Here is a 21335-nt window from a genome sequence, read left to right on the forward strand (position 1 = left end):
CGACGCCGGCTGCTTGATGAAGTTCCGTCTGTTCAGCGCGCTGCGTCCACTCCGATTGCTAATGGTATCGTCTCCCATTGTACCCGAATGTTTGAACAATCCATACAATAAGCATTGCGGTCCCTCTGAATATGACGCGAGGCCAGCGGAGTCGGCGCAGTGCTTCGCTTCTGTGCGCCCGCGAGGTCCGCGAGTGCCGAGGCGAGCGGGGCGCGTGGCGGGACGCTCGCGCACGTCTGGCCGGCTTCCGCCCGCAAGCTTCTCCCCCAAGAGCGTAGATTTATACCTCGGCGGTATTCAAGGAGATATATGCGCGGGTTAGCCAAAACGAGCCGAGAGCCCGGAGCTATGGAACTCGTCGACGTCGAGACACCCGAGCCGGCGTCGAACGAGGTCCTCATCGAAATCGACTACGCCGGGCTCTGCGGGAGCGACGCGGGAATCTACAAGTTCAAGTCCGCCTTCGAGCGGATGACCATGCCGACCATCATCGGCCACGAGTACACCGGCCGCGTGGTCGAACGCGGCGACGACGCCACCCGGTTTTCCGTCGGTGAGCGCGTGGTCGAGCGACCGATTCGCGGCTGCGGCGAATGTTTCCAGTGCCAACTCGGCGAGGAGAGCATCTGCCAGGACGCGGAGCTGACCGGCATCGACCACGACGGTGCGTACGCCGGCTACATCGCCGTCCCCGAGTCGGCGCTCCAGTCGGTGCCGTCGAACGTCGACCCGAAGCACGCGGCGCTCGTCGAACCGACGGCGATTTGCACGCGCGCGGTTCTCCGGAACTCCCGCGTCGAAGCGGGCGACCGCGTGCTCGTCGCCGGCCCCGGACCCATCGGATTGCTCTGCGCGCAGGTGGCCGCCTCGCAGGGCGCGGAGGTCGTCGTCGCGGGCGTCGGTCGGGACACGAACTACCGACTGCCGCTCGCGGAGAAACTCGGCTACCCCGCGCTCAACATCGAGGAAGACGACTTGACCGGCATCCAGCGCGAGCTAACCGGCGGCATCGGCTTCGACGTGGTCTTCGACACGACCGGCCACCCGTCGGGACTACCGATGGCCGTCGAGCAGGTCCGCAAGGGCGGCCAAATCGTCCTCGTCGGGCAGACCGGCGAGACCACGATGGAGTTCACGCCGCTCGTCCGCGCCGAGGTCGACCTCCAGTGTACCTACGGCGCGACCTTCGAGGACTTCGAGCGGGCGTTCCGACTCATCGGCTCGGGCGACGTGGACCACGCCACGTTCCTCGACGACCGCTTCCGGCTCACCGAGTCCGAAGACGCCTTCGAGGCGTTCCTCGCCGGCGAGACCTGCAAGCCGGTGTTCGACGTTTCGGTCCTTCGAGACTGACGCGACCGACTCCGTCTCGTTCGTCACGGACTGTCTCAGCGACTTATCTCTCAGCCGCGGTTTTTCTCACTCACCGGTCACTCACCGGTCACTCACCAGTTACTCACTAGTTACTCCCCAGTTACTCAACACGCCACTCGTTCGTGTCTCGGTCGGACGCCGCGTTCGGAACTGTCGCTCCGGTTCACCAGTCAGAAAAGCATGCCGCGGAGTGGGCTATCGAGGACTGTGACGCCGTCGGCGTCGCTCGGTGACGCACGGGTCGACGCGTCGGGGTCACTCCGGCCGGGGGTCCCACTCGCGCTCGACGAGGAAGTCGTCGAGTTTGCCCTTGGGGTCCTCAAAGACGTGCGAGCCGTGGAAGACGAGCAGTGTCTCGAAGTCGTACTGGAGCAGGTCGTAGAGGTTGATTTCGGCGGCCTTGTGGTCGTCGTTGAACAGCGCCGGCGGCGGGAGCAGGTAGCCGGCAGGGAGGCCCGCGCGGTCGGCCCCGTCGAGGGTGTCCCCGGAGATGAGGATACCGCGGTCTTCGAGCAGGAGCGCCGAGGTCGCTTTCGTGTGGCCCGGCACTTCGATGACGCGGATGTTCCCGTCGAGCACGTCGCCGTCGGTGAATGACACGTCCGGTTCGTAGTCGATGGCCTCGTGAAGCTTCGACTCGTTGGCCGACGCGAGGAGTTCGGGGTCGAACGCCTCCATCACCGACGGGAGGCCGCCGTGGTGGCCGTGGTCGCCGTGAGTGATGATGACGCGGTCGACGCCGCCGTACTCTCGCTCCAGAATCTCGACGAGTTCGTCGCCGTCCTCGTCGAAGCCGGTGTCCACGAGCGTCGTCGTGCCCGCCGGCGTGTCCTTCAACACGAGCACCCGGACGTGTTCGAACTGAATCTGGTCGATACCCTCGGTGACGTTGCTAACACTCATTCCGATAGAACGGTAGTTCGCAACGCTGGTTAATTCTATCGATGGCCGCGAACCCCGGTGTTGTCGTCTGTGGACATGTCGCATCGCCGACCCCATCGACCGGCGACCGAACTGTGGTCCGTTGTGCAGTCGTCCACTCTCGACGGCTTGTCACGGGCGCGGTTGAACGATAGGCTCGGCCGTACGTTGCCTTCGTGTCGAAATCGTGACTTTCAGCCCCGAACGGGCGCGGAAAGACCAATATGTTTATTACATACGATTGCTTGGTATCATACCACGAGGCAGAAGAAATAATGGTAATTCAGAAAGTCGGGGCCGTCCTTGATAGAATCGGCTTGGAGAGTGTTCGTTCAAGTCCGCTGTCGGTCTTCTTCATCCTGTTTTCGGCCGTCGTCATCTTCTTTGCGAGCCAGTTCCCCTCGGGTGACGGCGTCGGACCGTCGTTCTTCCCGATTGCGGTGTCGCTCGGCATCATCTTCTTCGCCGGCATCGACGTGCTGACGGACTCCGAGACGGAACTCGAAATGTCGGAGTTCGACTTCGGACCCGCGGCCATCGTCGCGGCCTTCCTCGTCGGGTACGTCCTGTTGATGCCGCTTTTAGGGTTCCTCGTGTCGACCATGCTGTTCATGCCGGTCGTCCTCTATTACTCGAACATCCGCTCGAAGCTCCTCGTCGCGGCGCTGTCGGTCGGGTTCCCCATCGCGCTGTTCTACATCTTCGGGCGGATTTTCCTCGTGCGCCTGCCTGAGGGTATCATCCCGGTGTCGCGGCTGCTGCCGCAGCTCCCGCTGGTGGTGACCTTCTGATGGTCGTCGAGTACATCTCCCAAGCGCTCGTCAACCTCGCCGACCCGTTCGTCCTCCTGCTGATGGTCGGGGGTATCTTCCTCGGCATCCTCATGGGGTCGATTCCGGGGATGACCGCGACGATGACCATCGCGGTCCTGTTGTCGTTCACCTTCACGATGGAGCCGAGTCAGGGGATGATTCTCCTGTTGGGCATCTACGGAGGGCTTCGGACGGTCTACGCGGGGTCGATTCCGGCGATTCTCATCCGCACGCCGGGCACCCCGTCGGCGGCGGCGACCATCTTCGACGGCCACCCGCTCTCCCAGAAGGGCGAGGCCGGTCGCGCGATTCGCGTGAGCACCATCGCGTCGTTCGTCGGCGGCGTCATCAGCGTCCTCGCGCTGATGTTCTTCTCGCCGGTCATCGCCGACGCCGCCCTCCGGTTCCGGTCGCCGGAGTTCTTCGCGCTCGCCTTCTTCGGGCTGACCATCATCGCCAGCGTGAGCGGCGACTCGCTCACGAAGGGGATGGTCTCGGGCCTGCTCGGGATGCTCGTCGCGACGGTCGGTATCGACCCCGTGACCGGCTTCCACCGCTTTACGTTCGACATCCCCGAACTGCTCACGGGCGTCGAGTTCATCGCCGTCATGATCGGCCGTCTTCGGCATCGCCGAGGGGCTTCGCAAGTACTCCCAGGGCATCAACAGCGGGAACGACCGCGTCGACCAGGAGATCTCCGGCGTGTTCCCCTCGTTTTCCGACCTGCGGTCCATCGCGCCGGTCAGCGTCGGGTCGGGGGTCCTCGGGTCGTTCATCGGCGCGATTCCCGGCGCGGGCGGCGACATCGCCGCGTTCATCACGTACAACGAGGCCACCCGCTGGCTCAAAGACAGCGTCCCGTCGTTCGGTGAGGGGAACATCCGCGGCGTCGCGGCCGCCGAATCCGGGAACAACGCGAGTACCGGCGGCGCGTTGATTCCGACGCTGACGCTCGGTATCCCGGGCGACTCCGTCTCCGCCATCCTCATCGGCGCGCTGTTGGTCCACGACGTGAACCCCGGTCCGGGCCTGTACCAGGAACGAGCCGGTTCTGCTGTACACCATCTTCGTCGGATTCCTCCTCATCTACGTGTTCATCCTCATCTTCGGCATGCTCGGCGCGAACTACTGGGCGCGCCTCATCAACATCCCGAAGTCCCACATCTGGCCCGTCATCCTCGTGCTGTGTGTCATCGGAGCCATCGCCCTCCGCGGTAACGTCTTCGACGCGTGGATCATGCTCGGCGCGGGCGTGTTGGGCTACGTGATGCGGCGTCCGGGGGTACCCGCTGGCACCGATGGTGCTCGGGCTCATCCTCGCGCCCATCGCGGAGGAGAACCTCCGCCGGTCGCTCGTCCTCTCGGGCGGTTCGCCGAGCATCTTCCTCACGAGCCCCATCGCCCTCGTCATCATCCTGCTCGGTCTGGGCGCGATTGCGCTGCCCGCCGTGCGCTCGATTCGCGCGTAGCCCGCAGTCAGACCTCGTCCTCTTTTCTCACGGCACCGCTTTCCGTTGAGCGCCACCTCCGTCGCTGACTGTCCACTAACCGCTCTGCGCTCCTGACGCCTCGCTGATCTCCTGTACCGCTGGCAGCGTTTCGCCCGTCTGCTTCCACAGCTCTCTGCCGTACCATCGAGATCGGAGCGGAGCGTACCACTCGGACTGCCCTCAATTTTGAGGATGTTGAAATATCGGGGTATTTTTCTACTGTTTAGAATCGGAATTTACAACAGTACAACTGTAATCGAAGATCGTTAATCACGACTCGAATTACGACATCGTTGAAATCTAAGAGCTGATCGTCAGACGAATCTGGGGGCGGAGAACGACCGGTGGGACTGTGAACCGCGTCGACGCGGTGTTCGGCGGTCGCTCCGAGTGGGATTCGGCGAAACGATATTATATCCCACCGTGGTACACGCTGGTATGGTCGTTGTTGCAGCAGTCGACCGGTCAGGTCGATCATCACACGTTGTCTCGGAAGCCGCGTCGTTGGCGGCGGCGTTCGACGAACCAGTCCACGTCGTCCACGCGTTGACCCGCTCGGAGTTCGTCGACCTCGGGTTGACGAGCGCACAGGCCGAGAAGCCGAAGGACATGGCGGAGATTCGGTCGGCCGCCGCCGAGATGGCGGAAGACGCCGTCGTCGGGACTGTCTGTCCCGGTACGAGACGGTGGGCCTCGTCGGCGACCCGGCCGAAGAAGTCACCGAGTACGCCGACGAACAGGACGCGAGCTACATCGTGGTGAGTCCGCGACGACGCTCGCGCACCGGGAAGATGTTGTTCGGGAGCGTCGCCCAGTCGATTCTCCTGAACGCGTCGTGTCCGGTCGTCTCCACGCTCGCCGCGGAGGAATAGCCGTCTGCCGGGGACGACACCTACCGGGCGGCCGTCGCTCAGTACTGTTTCGGGGCACCCGTTATCCGTCCCTGAGAACGCGCGGCCCCCTTTTTACTGCGACTCGTCGTAGCCTCGACTGCGCATGACAGTAACAGCAGTCGTCAGACGGCGTGTACACGATACAGTTCGACCACGTCCGCGTGTTCGTCCTCGAAGACCGGCCGACTGGCACGACCACGCTGGTCGACGCGGCGTTCCCCGACGACGGCGACGAACTGGTGTCCGTGCTGGACTCGGAGTTCGGCGGCGTCGACCGCCTCATCATCACCCACGGCGACGAGGGTCACTTCGGCGGAACGCCCGCGGTGTTGGACGCGTTCGACCCCGAACTTCTCGTCCCCGGCGGGGCGAAGGGGTTATACGACGCGCTCGACGTCGAGGCCGACCGGCACTTCCGCCACGACGAGGTACTCGACGGCGGGATTCGAATCGTGCAGGTCCCCGGTCACACGGTCGCGAACAGCGGCCTCCTCTTGGAAGACGAGGGCCTCTTCATCGCCGGCGACGTACTGGAGGGGTCGGACCGCCGCGGCCTCCCGCCGGGATTCCTCGTCCCGCCCGCGGCGCAGTTCAACGACCTGAGCCACGAGGAGGCCGAGCGGAACCTCATCAAACTGTTCGACTACGACATCGAACGGGTCCTCGTGAGCCACGGCACGCACGTCGCGGAGGACCCGCTCGGGAAGTTGGACGACTGGCTCATCGACCGCGAGTGGACGCTGTCGTACTGAGCGAGTTCGGGTCGAACCGGTCAGCGGTGCGTCCGGTCGGCGCACGCTCAACGATACAGCGCCGACCACGTTCGCAACCCAAATATCACAGAATTATTTGATGTACTGAGACTAGATATGTTTGAGCATTTGTGATAGCGGTACTGTTTGGTCTTCCGATCAAAAAATACTAAAATATCGATTCAAAGCGCGTAATTCGTCAATTTGGCTGATTCTGCTCTTTTCTGAATCGGAGCGACGAGTACGGAGTAATTACATATCTAATTTGGACGTATTCTTTGATCATGGGCGCTCTACTTGGATATTTCTCGATCCTACACCGGAAATCTGACGGCAACGCTGAAGAACTACTTGATGTATTACCCTCTATCTAAAATACCAGAATAAATTTATTATTGAATTGCCTCCGACCGTGGCTGCAGGCCTGCTCGCTCCCGACGGCGTGCTCTGCATGGCGAACATCGTCGACCAAGACGAGGGGCCGGAAGCGCCGCTCACCGAAGCACCGATTCTGGACGCCTACAAGACGCTCCTCGCCGCCCGACTGGACCGGGTCCACGAGGCGCGGTACACCGAGTCCAAACCGGAAGACGACGCCGAACACACCTACGAAGTCCTCGGCTACGTACCGAGCGCGTGAGCGCCGGTTCGGCCGGCGGTTAGTTCGAGCGTACTGCGACCCCCATTTCGACTGGAGTACACCCCTGCAGACGCCCGCAACAACACCACCCCAAACAGCCATCGCGCCGTCCAAACAATGGCGGCCATCGCTCGGGCCAACCAATGGCGGCCATCGCAGCCCCCCAGTTCAACTCGAGCGACGCGCGCATCGAGGGTGCTGGCGAGCGTTCGCGGACGATACGGCGGTCGTCGTGGGGTGGACAGACAGGGGTGCAAAAGCGACGAGCGAGGCGGGTGGACGCGACGCAAACGAGCCACGAAGGCGAATCGAAAACAGGCGATACACCCCCTGTACGATGGGGTGTACCGGGGAATTGGGGGTGTGGACAGCCGCGTCGCACGGCGTGGCGACAGGCGTGTGCGCTCGCGAACCCGTTGTGAAGCGACCCGAAACACGTCGCGAGCGGCGTCGAATGTGGCGTATTCGAGCGAATCGAGGATGCACCCGTGAGCAAATAGCGGGGGTGAAACGCGTCGTCGCTACACCCATAGACCGGCCACAACGGGGTACACCCTTGCGGAGAATCGGCGTGCATGTACACCCCTGGAAACCGGGGGTGTAGCGCGTGAGTCTCGGTTCACCCTCGGTATCAGGGGTGTAGCTTTTGGCTCCAATTATCAGCCTCGTGAACGCGCGGGAAACAGCTATCACGGGCCTGTCGAGACCACAACTCGCAATGACGCCACCACTCCCGACACGGGACCAGCTGCCAGATGTACTTCTCGAACAGGCAACATGGGTGGGGTGGCGCAGCCAGACGCGCAGTGGAGATGAAACGAAGGTTCCACGGGACGTGACGGGGGGGTATGCGTCGGCGACTGACTCGGCAACATGGACGACGTTCGACGAGGCGCGGGCGTACGCAGCCGACGGCCCAGCGGACGGCGTGGGCTACGTGTTTACTGCGGCTGGTCCGTTCGTCGGCGTTGACCTCGACAAGTGTCGCGACCCCGAGACGGGTCAGGCCGACGACTGGGCACAGGAACTCATCGACCGCCTGGACTCGTATACGGAAGTCAGTCCCTCGGGGACGGGCTATCACGTCATCACCCGCGGGGCGCTGCCCCCGGGTGGCAACCGAACCGGGAATCTCGAACTGTACGACGACGCACGATTCTTCACCGTGACCGGCGACCACGTCGAGGGGACGCCGACGACGGTGGCCGCACGGCAGGACGCCCTCGACGCGATTCACGACGCGTACTTCGACACGGTGGCCGACGCAGAGCCAACGCATACCTCGAGCACGGCATCAGGTGTGCAGTCGGGAGCCAGCGTCAGCGTGACTGGCCCGGGCAACGACCTCACGGACGACGCGCTTATCGAGCGGGCGTCGAACGCGGCGAACGGGGCGAAGTTCAGTCGCCTGTGGCGCGGCGACACGACGGGCTACGACAGCCACTCCGAAGCGGACATGGCGTTGTGTTCGATGCTTGCGTTTTGGACGGCCGGCGACGCCCAGCAGATCGACCGTCTGGTTCGCGACTCCGGGCTGTACCGGCCGAAATGGGACGCCGTTCACTTCTCGGATGGGTCGACCTACGGCGAGACGACCATCGACCGCGCGATTGCCGGGACGACTGAGTACTATCAGTCGTCGCGTGGGTTGGGTGTGGGTGGGTCGGGGACGACGCATGCAGCAGACAGTCGGCCGGCGACGGATGCAGGTACGGCGTCGTCGCCTGACCGGCGCGCCTCGTCGGCCGACCAGCCCCCGACGGTTCCATCGCCACTCGGCGGGCGTGAAGTGAGTGGGCGGATGCAAGAACTCACGACGCAACTCGAAGCGGCACTCGACGAGAACGAACAGTTGCAGGCGACACTCGAAGCCGAACGGGCAGCGCGCGAGGCGGCCGAAGCACGGGTGCGTGAGTTAGAAGCGGCCGCGGACGAGGAACGTGGTGGGTGGTCGTTGTTCGGGTGGTTGCGGTCGTGATCGGGTGGTTCGGTGCGGTGCGGTGAGGCTGTTCGTTGTGTTCGTGTGTGCCGTCGAACGCCCCCGCGGCGACGACTCGAGGGCCGCCGTGCGCGCCTCGGCCTTCGGCTCGCGGTGCTCGCGGCTGCGGTGCTACAGTCGGCCGTCTACGTCCTCGCCGCGGCCCCGTTCAGTCCCACTCTGTTAGGTGGGGTGTCATCCCTTGTGAAAGAATAATTGCGTAGGCAGTAATTATATTGCGCGCAAGCGCATATTGATGCGCATGACAGACACGCCGTCGTCGGGTCGACCACCCGATTTTTCGACATCGTTCCGTGAGCGACTCGATGAAGCCCCGGCAGATGACCGCGTCTACCGTGTTGCACTCGAACTCACCGAGCCAACGCGCGTCTCGGAGATTGCGACGCGGGCAGAATGTGCCCCGAACACCGCACGGCGGCATCTCACTCGACTCGCCGACATCGGCGTGTTGACGCAGGTTGGTGACGACCCCATACGCTTCGAGCGCAACGAAGCCTACTTCGAGTGGCGACGCCAGCGCCGACTGGCTTCGCTCAGCGAGCAGGAGTACAAACAGCGCCTCGGGGAACTCCTCGCGGAAGACGCAGCATACCGAGACACCTACGGCGTTGACCGACCGGGTGCGCTCGACCCACTCGACTATCACGACTACGGCGACCCAGAGCAGGTCTGGCTCGACATCACCTCGTGGGAGGCCGTCCAGACTGAGATTCGAGACCTTCGACAGGCACACGACAACCACTCGGAGCACGAAGGGCTCGCCTGAGCGTGCCCCCCGAGCGAACAAAACGGCAGCCGAACCGTGCGCTCCTTCGAGACCTTGCCAGCCAACTCGGGGGTGAACCCTGGCTTTCATCGGTCGCCGTCTTTCCCGCGAACCGACCGGACTCGATTGTCCTCACGGTTCGTCCGTCGTACTATCCGGAGTCTGTCGTTGACGCTGCATACATCGAAGTGCAGGCCTACACGAACGGGTCGTTCCACATCACGTATGTTGAATCCCGACACGGTGACCGCTGGCTGTGCCGGTGGGACCGACACGACAGTCCCGACTACTCTCGGGATCATTTCCACGACCCACCGGCGGCACGACACACCGATGGCGTGAATCGAGACTATCCGCTACATCTCAGGGACGTTCTCGCGGACGTTGTCGTCCCGTGGGTTAACCGCCGAGTCGGTGCGGTCTGGGACAACTACGAGGGGTGAACCTGTCCAGCGTGGTTCACTCGTTGACAGTATGAAACGCCGACAGCACTTCTTCGGGGACCGGGTTTCGATACGCTACTGATTCGCCCTCGCACAATTGCATGAAATCACGGTCAGTCGTGAGAAGCACATCAGCGTCCGCTTCACGTGCAAGTGCGAGATAAAATGAGTCGTACACGTCGTGGTTTTTCTCAGCACTAATCTCGTAGGCCGTGAGAATCGTCTGTGGCGTTACGTCGACAGACTCCATCGGATACTGAAGCAACGAACTCACCGCATTTCGCGCATCGACCGTCTCGAATCCGAGGTCTTCGAGTACCCACTGCACACGGAGCGGCAGGTATCCGAACATCAAGAGTGTCTGTTCTCCCTGGAGTGCCGGAACCAGTTCCTCTGCAATATACGGATGTCCAGGGTGGTCATCAATAAGTTGGATTGCGAGCGCATTGAGATCCGGCAGCAGACGCATCCTATCGACCTCCAAACGTGGCTTCACCGGCGTCCCGGAATGCCTTGTCACCCCACTCTTCAGCCGACTTTCCTGCAGAGAGTGTGTGTAGGTCCGGCAACTGGCGGACGAGTCGGATATCACTTCCCTCCCGGATGACTTTGAACGTCGTTCCATCGCCGAGTTGTAACTCATCGCGAAGTGCTTTTGGAATCGTGAGCCGCCCTCGTTCGTTCAGCGTCGCCTCACCATACTCGCTCTCATCAGCGGTCTCATCTGTCGAACTCATTTTATCTGACTCGACTAGTCAAACAATCCGAATCACCATAAATCATGGTGACGAGATGATTCAGATTGAATTAGTTCGATTACGAAAAAATTCGAGGCGAAAGCCTCGCCTTTCAGGGCGTCACCAGAACGCGGTGCGTTCTGGTTGCCCGCCAGATTACATCTGACGACGGGGATGAAGCCGACCAACAGGTCGGGGAAACCATACCCTCACGAAAGTCCCAAAGAAGTGCGCACAAACCCGAAAGTTGCCTCCGTGGAATCGGCATAGCCGAACCCCCAACGGAGGAATCCTCGCGCTTTAGCGCGGGGAGGATGTCAAGATGGCTGCTCTCATCGCATCGACGACAGCTGAGCCGACGACGAGGTGGAGACACGAACGTCGAACGGGTGTGAGTTGCCCGTTCGTACAGCGCTGTGTTCGCCCCTCGCTTTTGGCCGCCCAACTGTTTATGTTTCGACAAACTCGACGCCGGTAAGTTCGAATCGAGCACCACCATCCGTGGACGAAGTAATACTAACGTTCCAGTCGTGTAACTCGGCGATCCCCTCGACGATGTGGAGTCCGTAGCCAGGATTCTCTGCTTTTGTCGAATAGCCCGCATCAAGCACACTCTCACGTTCGGCTGGCGGGATTCCGACGCCGTCGTCTTCGATGAAGATTCCTTCGTTCCCAATCGTCCCGACACGAATCTCGGACGCCGCGCCGTGTTCGACGGCATTCCAGTACAAATTCTCGAAGAGGCGACGCAGTTGTGTCGTCTGGGCTAAACACTCGACGTCGTCGACAACGACGAGGGCAGTCCCTTCCGCGGAGACCGTCGACCACGCGTCTTCGGCGACGGTGAGTAATGAGATTGCCTCCAGTTCAAGGTCTTTGCCACGAGCGATACGGAGGAGTTCATCGATGAGATTATTCATTCGGTTGTGTGCCTGTGCGACCGCCTCCAAATGTTTGAAATCGCCAGTCTCCTGGGCCAACTGTAGTTGGCCCTCGGCGATGTTCAACGGATTCCGGAGGTCGTGCGACACGGTACTCGCGAACGATTTGAGGATGTGGTTCCGAGTCTGCAACTCCTCTTCGCGCGCTTTCTCTTCCGTAATATCTCGTGAGTGGACACACAGACCGTCTGCAACCGGATACACCCGGACCTTGACCCAATACTCATGTGGTTCGTAGAAGGTCTCGAACTCGACGGACTCCGATTCCGTCATTGCCACCCGATAGTTCTCGTAGAGTTCAGTTCCCTCTGCATCCGGAAACGCTTCGAGGAACCGCTTCCCGAGTACTTCCTCCGCATTCCGACCCGTTCGCGTCGCAATCTGGTGATTCCAGTAGGTGATGGTCCACTCATCGTCGAGCGTGAAGAACCCGTCTGTCTGCTCGTACAGCTCGATGATACGGTCCTGAGTGATTCGGGCTTGACGTTCCGAACGTCGACTGCCGACAGCGTTCTGTACGTGGTTCATAAGTTGGTTGTACACCTCGTTCCCATTTTTCTTCAGGTACGTCGTTACGCCCATATTGATGGCTTTGGATGCGATATTCTCGCTTCCATGCCCAGTAAAGAGAATAAACGGGAGGTTCGGATACTCCTCACGGACGGCGGTTAACAGTTCGAGGCCATCCATCTGTGGCATCTGGAAATCGCTGACGATACAGTCGATGGGGTTGTCTTCGAGTCGTTCGAGGCCTGCTGTGGGTTCGATCTCCGAGATGACGGTGACCGAGTCGTCGAGTCGTTCGAGGTACGATGTGACTAGTTCGCAGAACTGCGGTTCGTCGTCAATATGCAAAACGAGCATGTCGTCATCGACGCCCCAGACGTGCTCCGCAGTCGTTTCACGTGCGGTCCCGTTCACCATCGCCATCCACCCCCTCGTGACTGATGTGGCGGCCTTCCGCCGCGGTTAGTCTATTCCCTCGCGTTTCGGACGAGCGCGACGAGCGTGGTCGGTGTAACTGATCTGGCATTCGACACGAGTACATGTTGATTGTGAACTGATTGACATCTGCTATTACGGTCGACCGGTGTGTAGTCGCGTCCATACTGGTGAGTCTCCTATTGGGCTAGCGTTGAAAGAGAGAAGGAACGCGCCCGTGTCAGGGAGACACCAACGGTCGGACAAGGACGAATGGGTGACTTGTCTTCCTCGGCTACAGTCCCTTTTTGTCTCAGAACAAAAAAAAGTGTTGGATGATAACATATGTCATTGCCGAGTATTGCCAGTACGATCTCTTGGCGTCGCTTGTGAATCCAACAACGAGCGCTCCCCGCGATCAACGAACTCGTTTCAGCGAATTGGAGCGAGAGAACCACCACTCCACTCTCCGAGGGTCACTCTAACGTCGAATCGCGCAACTGCTGGAGCGTGTGCATCTCCGAAAACCCGGGCTGGTTGATTTGAAACGTCTTCGGCGGCGAGTTCGTACTGTAGGTTTTCTCGACGCGCGGCGGCCCCTCGTTCGGTTCGTTGAGCCCGCGGAGGACTTCGTGTGCATCGCTTCGATTCTTCACCACCCAGACGGCCGCCTCGGGGTCGCAGGCGGCCATCTTATCGAAGTCTTCGGGGACGGCCGTGAGCAGGTCGTTGTTCACCCGCTCGGCTTCGAGCGTGACGACAATCTCGCCGTTCGCATCGAGACAGACGGCATCGAGTCGCGAGCCCTCGTGTTCGAAATACGGGACGGTCTCGACGGCAGCGGAGTCGTCGTCCTCAACGAACGCCTGTTCGAGATAGCGGCGGCCGACTTCGACCATCACGACGTGGAGACTCGACTCGCTGAGGTCGCCGCGGCCGTGACCGTAGGCGACGCCCTCGCGGTGGCGAACCCCAATCGCGCGTCGGCCCTTCGGCGTGACCGTATAGAGCTTGTGCGGATAGGTACAGTCGAGCGCGAGCGTGCCACCATCGACGAGTTCGCGCACCGACGCGTGGTCGATGCCCGTGTACTCCTGGAGGCGGACCATACTGTCGTACAGGATGTCGTACTCGAATTCCGTGTCAAAGCGACGCTGGTGGGCGGAATACACCGCCTGCAGGAAGCGCAACTGTGCATCCGTGAACACGCTTTTGCGACGCTCTTCGGGCGTGAGCGTCAGCGAAATATTCGAAATCGGGATGTCGTCGCGGTCGACTGCCTCGAGACTGTGACAACAGCCGATGGCGTTTTTCAGCCCCGTCAGCGAGGGGTCATACCGCGTCGAACACTCGTCGCATTTCGCCGCGTGCGCTTCGGGGTCGTAGACGACCGTCGGCGGAAGCCGACTCGTGTAGGGAAGCGTCGAGTTGACTCGGGCTTCGGGAATCGGTGCGTTCCACGGTTCAGCCTCGTCGGACGACTGTGTGGCCGCCTCGGGCGTCTGTGTGGTTGCTTCGGGCGTCCCAGTCGGGTCGTCGCTCGTCGTGGTGGGGCGCGGTGTCCGGTCGCGACTGGTAACGCCATCGACGGCGAGGCCGTGGGCCGCTCGTGATCGCGCTTCGAGGAGGTCGCACGTCGCGGCGAACGCCGTCTCGCGGGCCTCGGAAAACGACGACGGGCCCTCGGGATGGCCCGCGGGCAGCGGCGCGCTTTGGAGAACGAACGGCGTGGGTTCGGCGTCCCCGAAGCCAGCGGGGAGCGTGGTGAGCCACTGGCCGCGTCGGAGGGCGCGGAGTCGGGCTTGGACCTCGCGTGCGGGGTGGGCAGTCGTCGCGAAGCGATGGCTGAACTCGGGGTCGACCGCGACGTTACCGGTGACAATCGTCGAGACGTTGTTCAGGACCTCGCGATACGCCTCCGGGTTGGCCGCACGGAGTTGCGCGGGGAACTGCATCGCGAGCGTCATCGACAGGCCGAACGACCGCGACTGCGACAGGAGCTTCGACAGCAACGACGACGTCGACAGCTCGGCGGCCTCTTCGAGATACAGATTGACGAGCGGGTGGTCGCCGTCGGGGTGCTGTTGGGTTCGGCGACGCAGCGCCGTCCACAGCGACGACAACAAGACGAGCGTGATGACGCGTCGCGACGCCGGTCGCAACCCACCCGTGTCGATGATGATAACGGCATCGTCGTCGATGTGGGTTCGAAGGTCGAAGCGCGGGCCGGTGCCGTCCTCGGCGTGGACGTGATTGAACAGCTGTGCGAGCCGGGCGTCGAGCGGCACTTTCTCGATGCGGTTGGCGACCCCCTGCATGAGTTCGTCGAACGAGCGCTTGGAGTTGGCCGCGACGCCCGCGAGCATGGCTTGGAGGTCGTCGTCGACGACCGGCGGCGGGTCGCGCGTCTCGTGGAGTCTGGCGACCGCGGTCTGGAACTCGCGGTGGGTGAACGCGTCCGAACCGTGGACGGGGTCGAACATCGCCTTGAGGACGTACCGGATGATGTCGGGTGACCGAACGGCCTGCTCGAAGCGGTCGCGACCCATGATGCCGATGAGGATATCGACGTAGTGGTCGACGACGTCCTCGACGGCGGTCGTGCGGTCGATGCCGGCATCGAGTTGGTCGCGAATATCGAAAAACGACAGCGCGGGCAGCGTCTCCGTGCAATCGAAGTAGGTGACGTTCTCGAGCGAGCCGTGGCGGGCGTAGTGAGCCCGGAGATAGTCCGCGGCCATGCCGTCGCCTTTGGGGTCGATGAGGATGTCCGCGCCCGCGGTCGCGTCGTGATTGTCGAGCATGGCGGTGACGAGACTGGTCGACTTCCCGGAGCCGGTGCGGCCGAACCAGCCGACGTGGAGTGGCTGGAGCGATGGGGGCAGCGAGATGGGTTCGGCTTCGGGTTCGCCGTCGGCGCTCTGGGCGTGGCCGAGTGTGAGCCCTGCTGTTCGGTAGCGTTCGAGGCGGTCGCGCGCCGGGCGCGTGAGGCCGTGTTCGTCCGTCGGCGTCGGCGCGAGTGCGCGCTGGGCGGCCGACGAGAGGGCGGCGGCGGTCGAGCAGGCAGACGGCGGGGAGTTCGCGTCCATCCATGACGAGCGCCGGACTCGTGTGGTCGCTCCACGGGAGTTTCGCTCGGAGTCCGGTGTGGGCTGGCGTGGCGGCCGTCCGCGTGCGGAGCGCATCGAACACCGCCTGCGCGTCGTCGCCCGTGCGCTCGCGGCCTTCGATGCGGTAGTGGTCGCCGCTGAGCGGCGTGAACGCCGTCTGCAACGCGGTGAGTTCGGGGAGCGACTCGTCGGGGTCGGTCGTCGTCGCGACCGCGCGGGCGGTGACCGTGAACGACCGCCGGGCGTCCTTGTCGTCGAGGGCGTCGAGTCGTGCGTTGACGGCCGGGTCGGCGGTGTTGGCGTCGGTGTTCGTCGACGTCAGCCAGTCATCGACGAGACGCTGTGACAGCGTATCGCGCCCCTCTGTGAGCCGGCGGCGACGGTCGCGGGCGTGATGTCGCCAGTCAGCATGCGGGGTGACGAGCACCTGGACGGCCATGGGAACGGTCGCGTTCGCAAGCGTCGAGACGACCGTCGCAAGCGGTGGTCGCGTGTCCGTCTCGAGAAACGACGCGTACGGCGTGAGCGTCGTCTGCCAGTCCTCGCGGCGGTCGGGACAGCCGACGAACTCGACGGCTCGATAGCGTGGCGGGCGGTAGCGTTCGAGCGCTTCAGCGTCGGGGTCGGCGTCTGGTTCGGCGGGCGAGAGTCGGTCCAGCGGGTCGGTCGTCGTCGTGACGTCGAACGAGTCGGGGACGAGTTCGCGACACCATGAGTCGATGGCTTCGCCGAGGTCGCAATCGACGCTGAGCGTGTAGTCGATGGTGCTTTCGGGCGAGCCGTCGGTGACGAGCAACCATTCGAGCGTCGGTGGGTCGTCTGTGGTCGAGAGGAGGTCGAACAGCCGTGTGAACTGCGCGGTGACGGTCGCGAGGTCGAACGAATCCGTGGTTGGTCGCAGCCGAACGAACGACCGCGTGGATGTGGACTGAATAGTGACCATCGGTCACGGTGATTCGACATAATTCCTTCTCTATGTGTGGTTGTGATAACAGGACTGCGGCGTGGTTGTGAGCTGTGCAACACCATGCGACGGCACAGCGTTCCGACGGAGGGGTTCGGAGCGAGGAACGGTGACGGCAGCGGCGTCACGAAATCCGATATCGTCGCTTCGTGGGCCGGTAACTAGGCTCTCCACAGCGTTTCCAGACGCTGTTCAATCGCTGTTAGGATGGTCGAGTAGACTGCAAGCGGGTGGAGGGACGACACCTCGAGATCTGTGACGTCCGTTGCCGTTGGTGGCGTGTGGAAGTGCACGAGGCTGTTGTGGGTGTTCGGGTGGCGGTCCCAGCGGCATTCCCACTCCGAATCGTTGTCACGGGTTTCGATGTAGTGGATGGAGAAATCCCCAGTCGTGAACCAGCGCACGTCAAGCCGGGCGCTCGTTACTATTTCCGGATACCGAGCGGTGTCGAGGTGTGCTGAGAGGAGCCGCGGCTCGTACGAATCCGGGTCGAACATCGTCTCGGCGACAAGGTCATCGGTGGCAAGCTGGCGCTCGATGAGACGGAGCGTTTGTCGATCCGGTGGCCCAGTCGATGGCGACGGTGTCTCGTCTTGGTCCTCCATCTACGCCGGAATCAGATGCCCATCGTTCTGCGACAGTTGTCGGGCGAGTTCATACAGCCGAATCTCTCGAATCACGCCCTGCCAGTCACTAATTGCGTTCATCCGTTCGTGGACGGCTGCATGTCCGTCGTGGTCGAACACAGACACAGACGCTGGGTCTGTCGTCTCAAACTCCCGCTCGTACTCGGCACGTCGCGCTTCGAGTGCTGCCACGCGGTCGATAATTTCGTCGACCGTGAGGTCGGTTGCGATTCGGCTGGCGTCTTGCCATTCGAGATAGCCCTCGTTTCGTTTGTACCGCATCGGGCGGCTCTCGTCGTCTCGTCGGACGATTCCCATGTCGACCAGCCGGTCGAGGTGTTTTTTCGCAGCGTTCGGCGAGCAGTCTGCAAGGGATGCAAGCTCCGTGTAGTCAGTCAGCGACGTCGTTCCGAGAACGACATCGTAGATCCGACTAAAGGTATCTGCACCCGTCTGCCACCGATTACGAGCGGTGTCGGTTGTTGGGGCTGGATCGAACTCGTCCATAGGTATCATTCTGTCTCGACACTCAATATATGTTCGTATCTCGCAGATATTTGTGCGCGTCTCGAGCGAGTGCCAACAGCGGACATCGTGCTGGTGGTGTGTTTGTTGCTCGAACGCCCCGCGTCGACGACTCGAGGGCCGCCGTGCGCGCCTCGCCGCTCGCGTTGCTCGCGGCTGCGGTGCTACAGTCGGCCGTCTTCGTCCTCGCCGCGGCCCCGTTCAGTCCCACCCGGTGACTGGTCGGTCGTCGTCTCGTCCGTGTTCGACTCGTGGGGCGCGCCAGTATTTTATCGCGCGCCTGCAGGGGTGCAGGCGCGTGTTCTGGCCTGCGTTGATTCACAATGTGTGTAAACTGCGAGACGGCGTCGACTGTCGAGAGCGCGACCGAACAAACGATGGCATTCGAACTGTACGCGTGGCTTCGCCTGTATGCTGACGAGGGTGTTGACCCTGCGAAACTCGTCCAGTTGTTGTTGCAGACGGCGGTCGTCGTCGACGAACTCGATGGCGTGCCACGGACCCCACCGGGCCGGGATACGACGGCGTACAAACAGCTGCTGGCGCGGACGGACGAGGTGAGCACCCGGCTAGGTGTCGAAGAGGCGAACGACTGCGACCATCTCTGACGACCTTCTCTAATTATATTTATTATGTTGTCATAACTACAACTATGTCTCTAACCGTTGACCGGATTCACATGATTACGAGGAGGAAGCCCACGGCTTCAGCCGTGGGAGGAATCCGACAAGGCTCGAAACAACCCACGAGCGATAGCAATCCGACTCCCCCACGCCAATCATATAATTTATAAAGAATTCATCTAATATGTGAATTAACGATGGAGGTGATTCGTACCGTCAAAGTCAAACTCGACGTACCCAACGAGCGGTGCGACGACCTTCATCAGACCAAAACTCAGTTCCTCCATTGTGCGAACACCACCGCAGAGTGGGCGTGGAGATACCCGAACGACTACTGTGTGACCTCGAAACAGAAAGCCGAGAAAGCCCTCTACGAACGACTCCGCAACGAGACGGAGTTGACGGCAAACCTCGTACAGAAAGGGATTCGACGCGCTATCGAGGCCACAAAAAGCGGTGTCGCCCGACTCAAGAAAGGAGACAACACCAGTCAACCGCACTTCAAAGCGTGGAGCGTCGTCTACGACAAACGCTCTGCGACGTTCCACCGCAACCACGTTTCGCTCTCGACAGTAAATGGTCGCGTTGAGTGCGACTACGTGATTCCCAGCGAAACTGAGGGAACGCCGATTGGCGAGTATCTGCTGAACGAGGACTACGAGTTCCGGATGTCAACGTTGCAGTACGACCGCTCTACGTCGGAGTTCTATCTCCACGCACGGATGCGCCGAACCATAGACGAGCAAGAGCAGTCCACGACTTCTTCTGAAGACGCCAAGCACAGAACAGTCCTTGGCGTTGACCTGAACGTGGACGGCTCACTCGCCGTGACTTCCACAGGTGCATTCATCGGGAACGCAGACGAGATGAACCACCGACGCCGAGAGTTCGAGAAGACTCGCGGGTCGATGCAACAGACGGGAACGCGGTCGGCGCATCTGTCGATTCAGTCGATGAACGACCGTGAACACCGTTGGATGCAGGACGAACTCCATCGAGCCTCAAACCAGATTCTCGAAGAAGCCCAAGATCACGGCTGTACGCACATCGCGTTCGAGAATCTGACCGATATTCGCAAACGGATGGCTGGTGCGAAGCGATTCCACGCATGGGCGTTCCGACGCCTCTCCCAGTACGTTGAGTACAAGGCGGAGATGTTCGGGATCAAGGTTGAGCAGGTGAGCCCTGCGTACACGAGTCAACGGTGTTCGTCGTGCGGGTTTACGCACGAATCGAATCGGCGGACGAAGCATCAGTTCGTGTGTCAGAAGTGCGAGTACGAACTGAACGCGGACTACAACGCGAGTAAGAACATCGCTCGGAAACTACTCAAGAGACTCCACTCGGGGCAGACGTCTTCGAGTGGAGGCGCACCCTGTCAGTGTGCGCTTGCGTCAGGGACGCTGAACCTGAATGGCGATTTCCACGCCTCCGTCGACTCGACGGCAGAAGGGGAGTCCACTGACAAGCCCACGACTTCAGTCGTGGGTTACTGACATCGAGACGGTCCCGGAGGTGCGACCGAGTCGGCCTGAACCGGTCGGCCGAGTCCGTTCTGCGTGTTCTCTCTTATCGCGGCTCTTGTAACTCGTCTTCTCGCAGCGCCTCGTTCAGGTCGTCGCGGACGCGCTCGCCCGTCTCGCGGTTCATCGCCGTCGTGACGATGCGGTTCTCTTGGACGCTCGACCCGTCTCGCAGGAGGAGTCTGACGTTGCCGTTGTCGTCGGCGCGGGTGACCTTCGCCCGGAGCCCCGTCCGCGACCCGGTCCCCCCGGCGTCGATGGGGCCGGGAATGACCTTCTTGACGTGCGGGTGGCCGGCGACGACGCCGATTGCCCGTCGCCCCCGTCGCCCCCCGATGAGCGTGCTGTGGCTCCCGCCCAACTTCTCCGCGGGCGGGATATCGACGACCTCCAGCGTCCGCTCGCCGCGGGTGTCGAGGACGCGTTGGACCGGATTGTCGTCCGAGACGCGGTAGAACTCGTGGTGGAGCTGGGCGCGTGTCTCGCGAAGCGGGCCGCGCTCGCCCGCGGCGTACACGGTCTCGGGGCGCTTGCGCCGAATCTCGTCGGCGACGAGGCCGGCGAAGTTGCGGAGTTGGACGACCTTCGTCTCGTCGTCCGACTCGGGAATCGTCGTGACCGTCGTCTCACCGACCACGTCCTCCTCGTCGAGGAACGTCAGCGTCGCGCGGTCGGCCTCGAAGACGGCCACGACGGCGTCGCAGTTGGCGGTGTTGCAGGTGAGACAGTAGTCTCCCGGCTTCTCTAACGGGTTTCCACACCGCCGACAGTGCATATCGACGTGTCGGGCGTGCGCGTACAAAAGGCCGTTTATGCGGGTCGGGGCGGCCGCGCTGCGACTCCCGGCGCACGACCCGCCCGGCGAAACATATTCGGCCCCGTGTCCGAGAGTCCACTTCGTATGCGCCGCCGCGCCCTTCTCGCGTCGCTGTCGCCGCTCGCGCTCGCCGGTTTCGTCGGACTGGTCGCGCTCGCGCTCGACCCCGAGACGACCGTCCGCCTCGCCACGCAATTGGGCCAGTCGGCGCTCGATACGGGTCTCGCTGTCGCCTCGTACCTCCGCCGGGCCGCGCCCCTCTCGACGGCGCTCTTCGCCGTTCTCGCGTGGGTCGCTGCCGGGAGCTTCCGCGCGTTCGTCGCCCACCGCGACCCCTCGGACACGCGGACGACCGCCGAACTCGTGTTCGCGCTCGTCGCCTCCGCGACCGTCCCGCTCGTCGTCGTCTTCGCCCGCGACAGACCCGTCGTCGTCGCCGGCGCGGGCGTCGCGCTCCT

At 62.2% G+C, this 21335-nt stretch carries 18 protein-coding genes and 4 pseudogenes; 14 read left to right on the forward strand and 8 right to left on the reverse strand.

The annotated features are described in order from the left end of the window. Positions 1-309 precede the first annotated feature (309 nt). Positions 310-1353: a zinc-binding dehydrogenase gene (locus tag ATB1_RS07205; protein ID WP_042662970.1), complete on the forward strand. Its 1044-nt coding sequence runs from the start codon at positions 310-312 to the stop codon at positions 1351-1353. 276 nt (positions 1354-1629) lie between these two features. On the opposite strand, the gene ATB1_RS07210 is transcribed toward ATB1_RS07205, so the two are convergent. Then, complete coding sequence (locus tag ATB1_RS07210) at positions 1630-2277, reverse strand: MBL fold metallo-hydrolase (protein ID WP_042662971.1); 648 nt, start codon at positions 2275-2277, stop codon at positions 1630-1632. 293 nt (positions 2278-2570) lie between these two features. Here ATB1_RS07210 and ATB1_RS07215 point away from each other — a divergent pair, with 293 nt between their 5' ends. The 8 genes and pseudogenes from ATB1_RS07215 to ATB1_RS07255 all read left to right on the forward strand — a co-directional run bounded on the left by ATB1_RS07215 (position 2571) and on the right by ATB1_RS07255 (position 10090). After that, entirely contained in the window at positions 2571-3086 is a 516-nt protein-coding gene (locus ATB1_RS07215; protein WP_042662972.1) for a tripartite tricarboxylate transporter TctB family protein, read from the forward strand. After that, a pseudogene (locus ATB1_RS24080) lies at positions 3086-4576 on the forward strand (tripartite tricarboxylate transporter permease). The gene ATB1_RS07215 and the pseudogene ATB1_RS24080 overlap by 1 nt, the downstream one beginning before the upstream one ends. Before the next feature lie 459 nt (positions 4577-5035). Beyond that, positions 5036-5469 (forward strand): annotated as a pseudogene (locus ATB1_RS19825) (universal stress protein). 152 nt (positions 5470-5621) lie between these two features. Continuing rightward, the gene (locus ATB1_RS07235; RefSeq protein ID WP_042662975.1) at positions 5622-6242 is read left to right on the forward strand and encodes an MBL fold metallo-hydrolase; all 621 of its coding nucleotides are present in this window, start codon (positions 5622-5624) and stop codon (positions 6240-6242) included. A 412-nt stretch (positions 6243-6654) separates the two neighbouring features. Then, positions 6655-6882, forward strand: coding sequence for a hypothetical protein (locus tag ATB1_RS07240; RefSeq protein WP_241768124.1), 228 nt, complete (start codon positions 6655-6657; stop codon positions 6880-6882). A gap of 718 nt (positions 6883-7600) precedes the next feature. Continuing rightward, positions 7601-8860, forward strand: coding sequence for a bacteriophage-like protein (locus tag ATB1_RS07245; RefSeq protein ID WP_042662976.1), 1260 nt, complete (start codon positions 7601-7603; stop codon positions 8858-8860). A gap of 262 nt (positions 8861-9122) precedes the next feature. After that, positions 9123-9647 carry a transcriptional regulator gene (locus ATB1_RS07250; RefSeq protein ID WP_042662069.1) on the forward strand — a complete coding sequence of 175 codons (525 nt, stop codon included), beginning with the start codon at positions 9123-9125 and terminating at the stop codon, positions 9645-9647. 2 nt (positions 9648-9649) lie between these two features. Continuing rightward, positions 9650-10090 carry a hypothetical protein gene (locus ATB1_RS07255; RefSeq protein WP_042662977.1) on the forward strand — a complete coding sequence of 147 codons (441 nt, stop codon included), beginning with the start codon at positions 9650-9652 and terminating at the stop codon, positions 10088-10090. A 16-nt stretch (positions 10091-10106) separates the two neighbouring features. Here the strand turns inward: ATB1_RS07255 and ATB1_RS07260 are convergent, their stop codons facing one another. From ATB1_RS07260 to ATB1_RS07275, 4 genes and pseudogenes are all read right to left on the reverse strand, one after another. Then, entirely contained in the window at positions 10107-10559 is a 453-nt protein-coding gene (locus ATB1_RS07260; RefSeq protein WP_042662979.1) for a PIN domain-containing protein, read from the reverse strand. A 1-nt stretch (position 10560) separates the two neighbouring features. Then, entirely contained in the window at positions 10561-10827 is a 267-nt protein-coding gene (locus ATB1_RS07265) for an AbrB/MazE/SpoVT family DNA-binding domain-containing protein (RefSeq protein ID WP_042662072.1), read from the reverse strand. 449 nt (positions 10828-11276) lie between these two features. Beyond that, positions 11277-12692, reverse strand: a complete 1416-nt coding sequence (locus ATB1_RS07270; RefSeq protein WP_198526058.1) for a response regulator — start codon at positions 12690-12692, stop codon at positions 11277-11279. Between the two features lie 473 nt (positions 12693-13165). Next, positions 13166-15782, reverse strand: a pseudogene (locus tag ATB1_RS07275) (TraM recognition domain-containing protein). Between the two features lie 18 nt (positions 15783-15800). Between ATB1_RS07275 and ATB1_RS23050 the strand changes: the two are divergent. Both ATB1_RS23050 and ATB1_RS23055 read left to right on the forward strand, forming a co-directional pair. Next, entirely contained in the window at positions 15801-16145 is a 345-nt protein-coding gene (locus ATB1_RS23050) for a hypothetical protein (protein WP_241768126.1), read from the forward strand. Between the two features lie 48 nt (positions 16146-16193). Beyond that, entirely contained in the window at positions 16194-16514 is a 321-nt protein-coding gene (locus ATB1_RS23055; RefSeq protein ID WP_241768127.1) for a hypothetical protein, read from the forward strand. Positions 16515-16924: 410 nt separating this feature from the next. On the opposite strand, the gene ATB1_RS07280 is transcribed toward ATB1_RS23055, so the two are convergent. Together ATB1_RS07280 and ATB1_RS07285 are read right to left on the reverse strand one after the other, a co-directional pair. After that, on the reverse strand, positions 16925-17368 hold the full coding sequence (locus ATB1_RS07280) for a hypothetical protein (protein ID WP_042662983.1): 444 nt from the start codon (positions 17366-17368) through the stop codon (positions 16925-16927). Further along, positions 17369-17896, reverse strand: a complete 528-nt coding sequence (locus tag ATB1_RS07285; RefSeq protein ID WP_042662074.1) for a helix-turn-helix domain-containing protein — start codon at positions 17894-17896, stop codon at positions 17369-17371. Positions 17897-18291: 395 nt separating this feature from the next. On the opposite strand from ATB1_RS07285, the gene ATB1_RS07290 reads away from it, so the two are divergent. Both ATB1_RS07290 and ATB1_RS07295 read left to right on the forward strand, forming a co-directional pair. Then, the gene (locus ATB1_RS07290) at positions 18292-18522 is read left to right on the forward strand and encodes a hypothetical protein (RefSeq protein ID WP_241768007.1); all 231 of its coding nucleotides are present in this window, start codon (positions 18292-18294) and stop codon (positions 18520-18522) included. 212 nt (positions 18523-18734) lie between these two features. Further along, entirely contained in the window at positions 18735-20033 is a 1299-nt protein-coding gene (locus tag ATB1_RS07295) for an RNA-guided endonuclease TnpB family protein (RefSeq protein ID WP_042662076.1), read from the forward strand. A gap of 73 nt (positions 20034-20106) precedes the next feature. On the opposite strand, the gene ATB1_RS07300 is transcribed toward ATB1_RS07295, so the two are convergent. Then, positions 20107-20835 (reverse strand): DUF2103 domain-containing protein, encoded by a 729-nt coding sequence (locus ATB1_RS07300; RefSeq protein WP_042662984.1) that lies wholly within the window; start codon positions 20833-20835, stop codon positions 20107-20109. A 126-nt stretch (positions 20836-20961) separates the two neighbouring features. On the opposite strand from ATB1_RS07300, the pseudogene ATB1_RS07305 reads away from it, so the two are divergent. After that, positions 20962-21335, forward strand: a pseudogene (locus ATB1_RS07305) (hypothetical protein); the annotation flags it as partial.

The organism is Haloferax sp. ATB1 (genome assembly GCF_000730175.1).

Bases quoted from the DNA above. Each gene is read 5' to 3' on its own strand.
- ATB1_RS07285 (WP_042662074.1), bottom strand. From the start codon at position 17,896: ATGGACGAGTTCGATCCAGCCCCAACAACCGACACCGCTCGTAATCGG.
- ATB1_RS07300 (WP_042662984.1), bottom strand. From the start codon at position 20,835: ATGCACTGTCGGCGGTGTGGAAACCCGTTAGAGAAGCCGGGAGACTAC.
- ATB1_RS07295 (WP_042662076.1), top strand. From the start codon at position 18,735: ATGGAGGTGATTCGTACCGTCAAAGTCAAACTCGACGTACCCAACGAG.
- ATB1_RS07210 (WP_042662971.1), bottom strand. From the start codon at position 2,277: ATGAGTGTTAGCAACGTCACCGAGGGTATCGACCAGATTCAGTTCGAA.
- ATB1_RS07205 (WP_042662970.1), top strand. From the start codon at position 310: ATGCGCGGGTTAGCCAAAACGAGCCGAGAGCCCGGAGCTATGGAACTC.
- ATB1_RS07215 (WP_042662972.1), top strand. From the start codon at position 2,571: ATGGTAATTCAGAAAGTCGGGGCCGTCCTTGATAGAATCGGCTTGGAG.
- ATB1_RS07250 (WP_042662069.1), top strand. From the start codon at position 9,123: ATGACAGACACGCCGTCGTCGGGTCGACCACCCGATTTTTCGACATCG.
- ATB1_RS07290 (WP_241768007.1), top strand. From the start codon at position 18,292: ATGGCATTCGAACTGTACGCGTGGCTTCGCCTGTATGCTGACGAGGGT.
- ATB1_RS07260 (WP_042662979.1), bottom strand. From the start codon at position 10,559: ATGCGTCTGCTGCCGGATCTCAATGCGCTCGCAATCCAACTTATTGAT.
- ATB1_RS07245 (WP_042662976.1), top strand. From the start codon at position 7,601: ATGACGCCACCACTCCCGACACGGGACCAGCTGCCAGATGTACTTCTC.
- ATB1_RS07270 (WP_198526058.1), bottom strand. From the start codon at position 12,692: ATGGTGAACGGGACCGCACGTGAAACGACTGCGGAGCACGTCTGGGGC.
- ATB1_RS07265 (WP_042662072.1), bottom strand. From the start codon at position 10,827: ATGAGTTCGACAGATGAGACCGCTGATGAGAGCGAGTATGGTGAGGCG.
- ATB1_RS23055 (WP_241768127.1), top strand. From the start codon at position 16,194: ATGTCGCCAGTCAGCATGCGGGGTGACGAGCACCTGGACGGCCATGGG.
- ATB1_RS07280 (WP_042662983.1), bottom strand. From the start codon at position 17,368: ATGGAGGACCAAGACGAGACACCGTCGCCATCGACTGGGCCACCGGAT.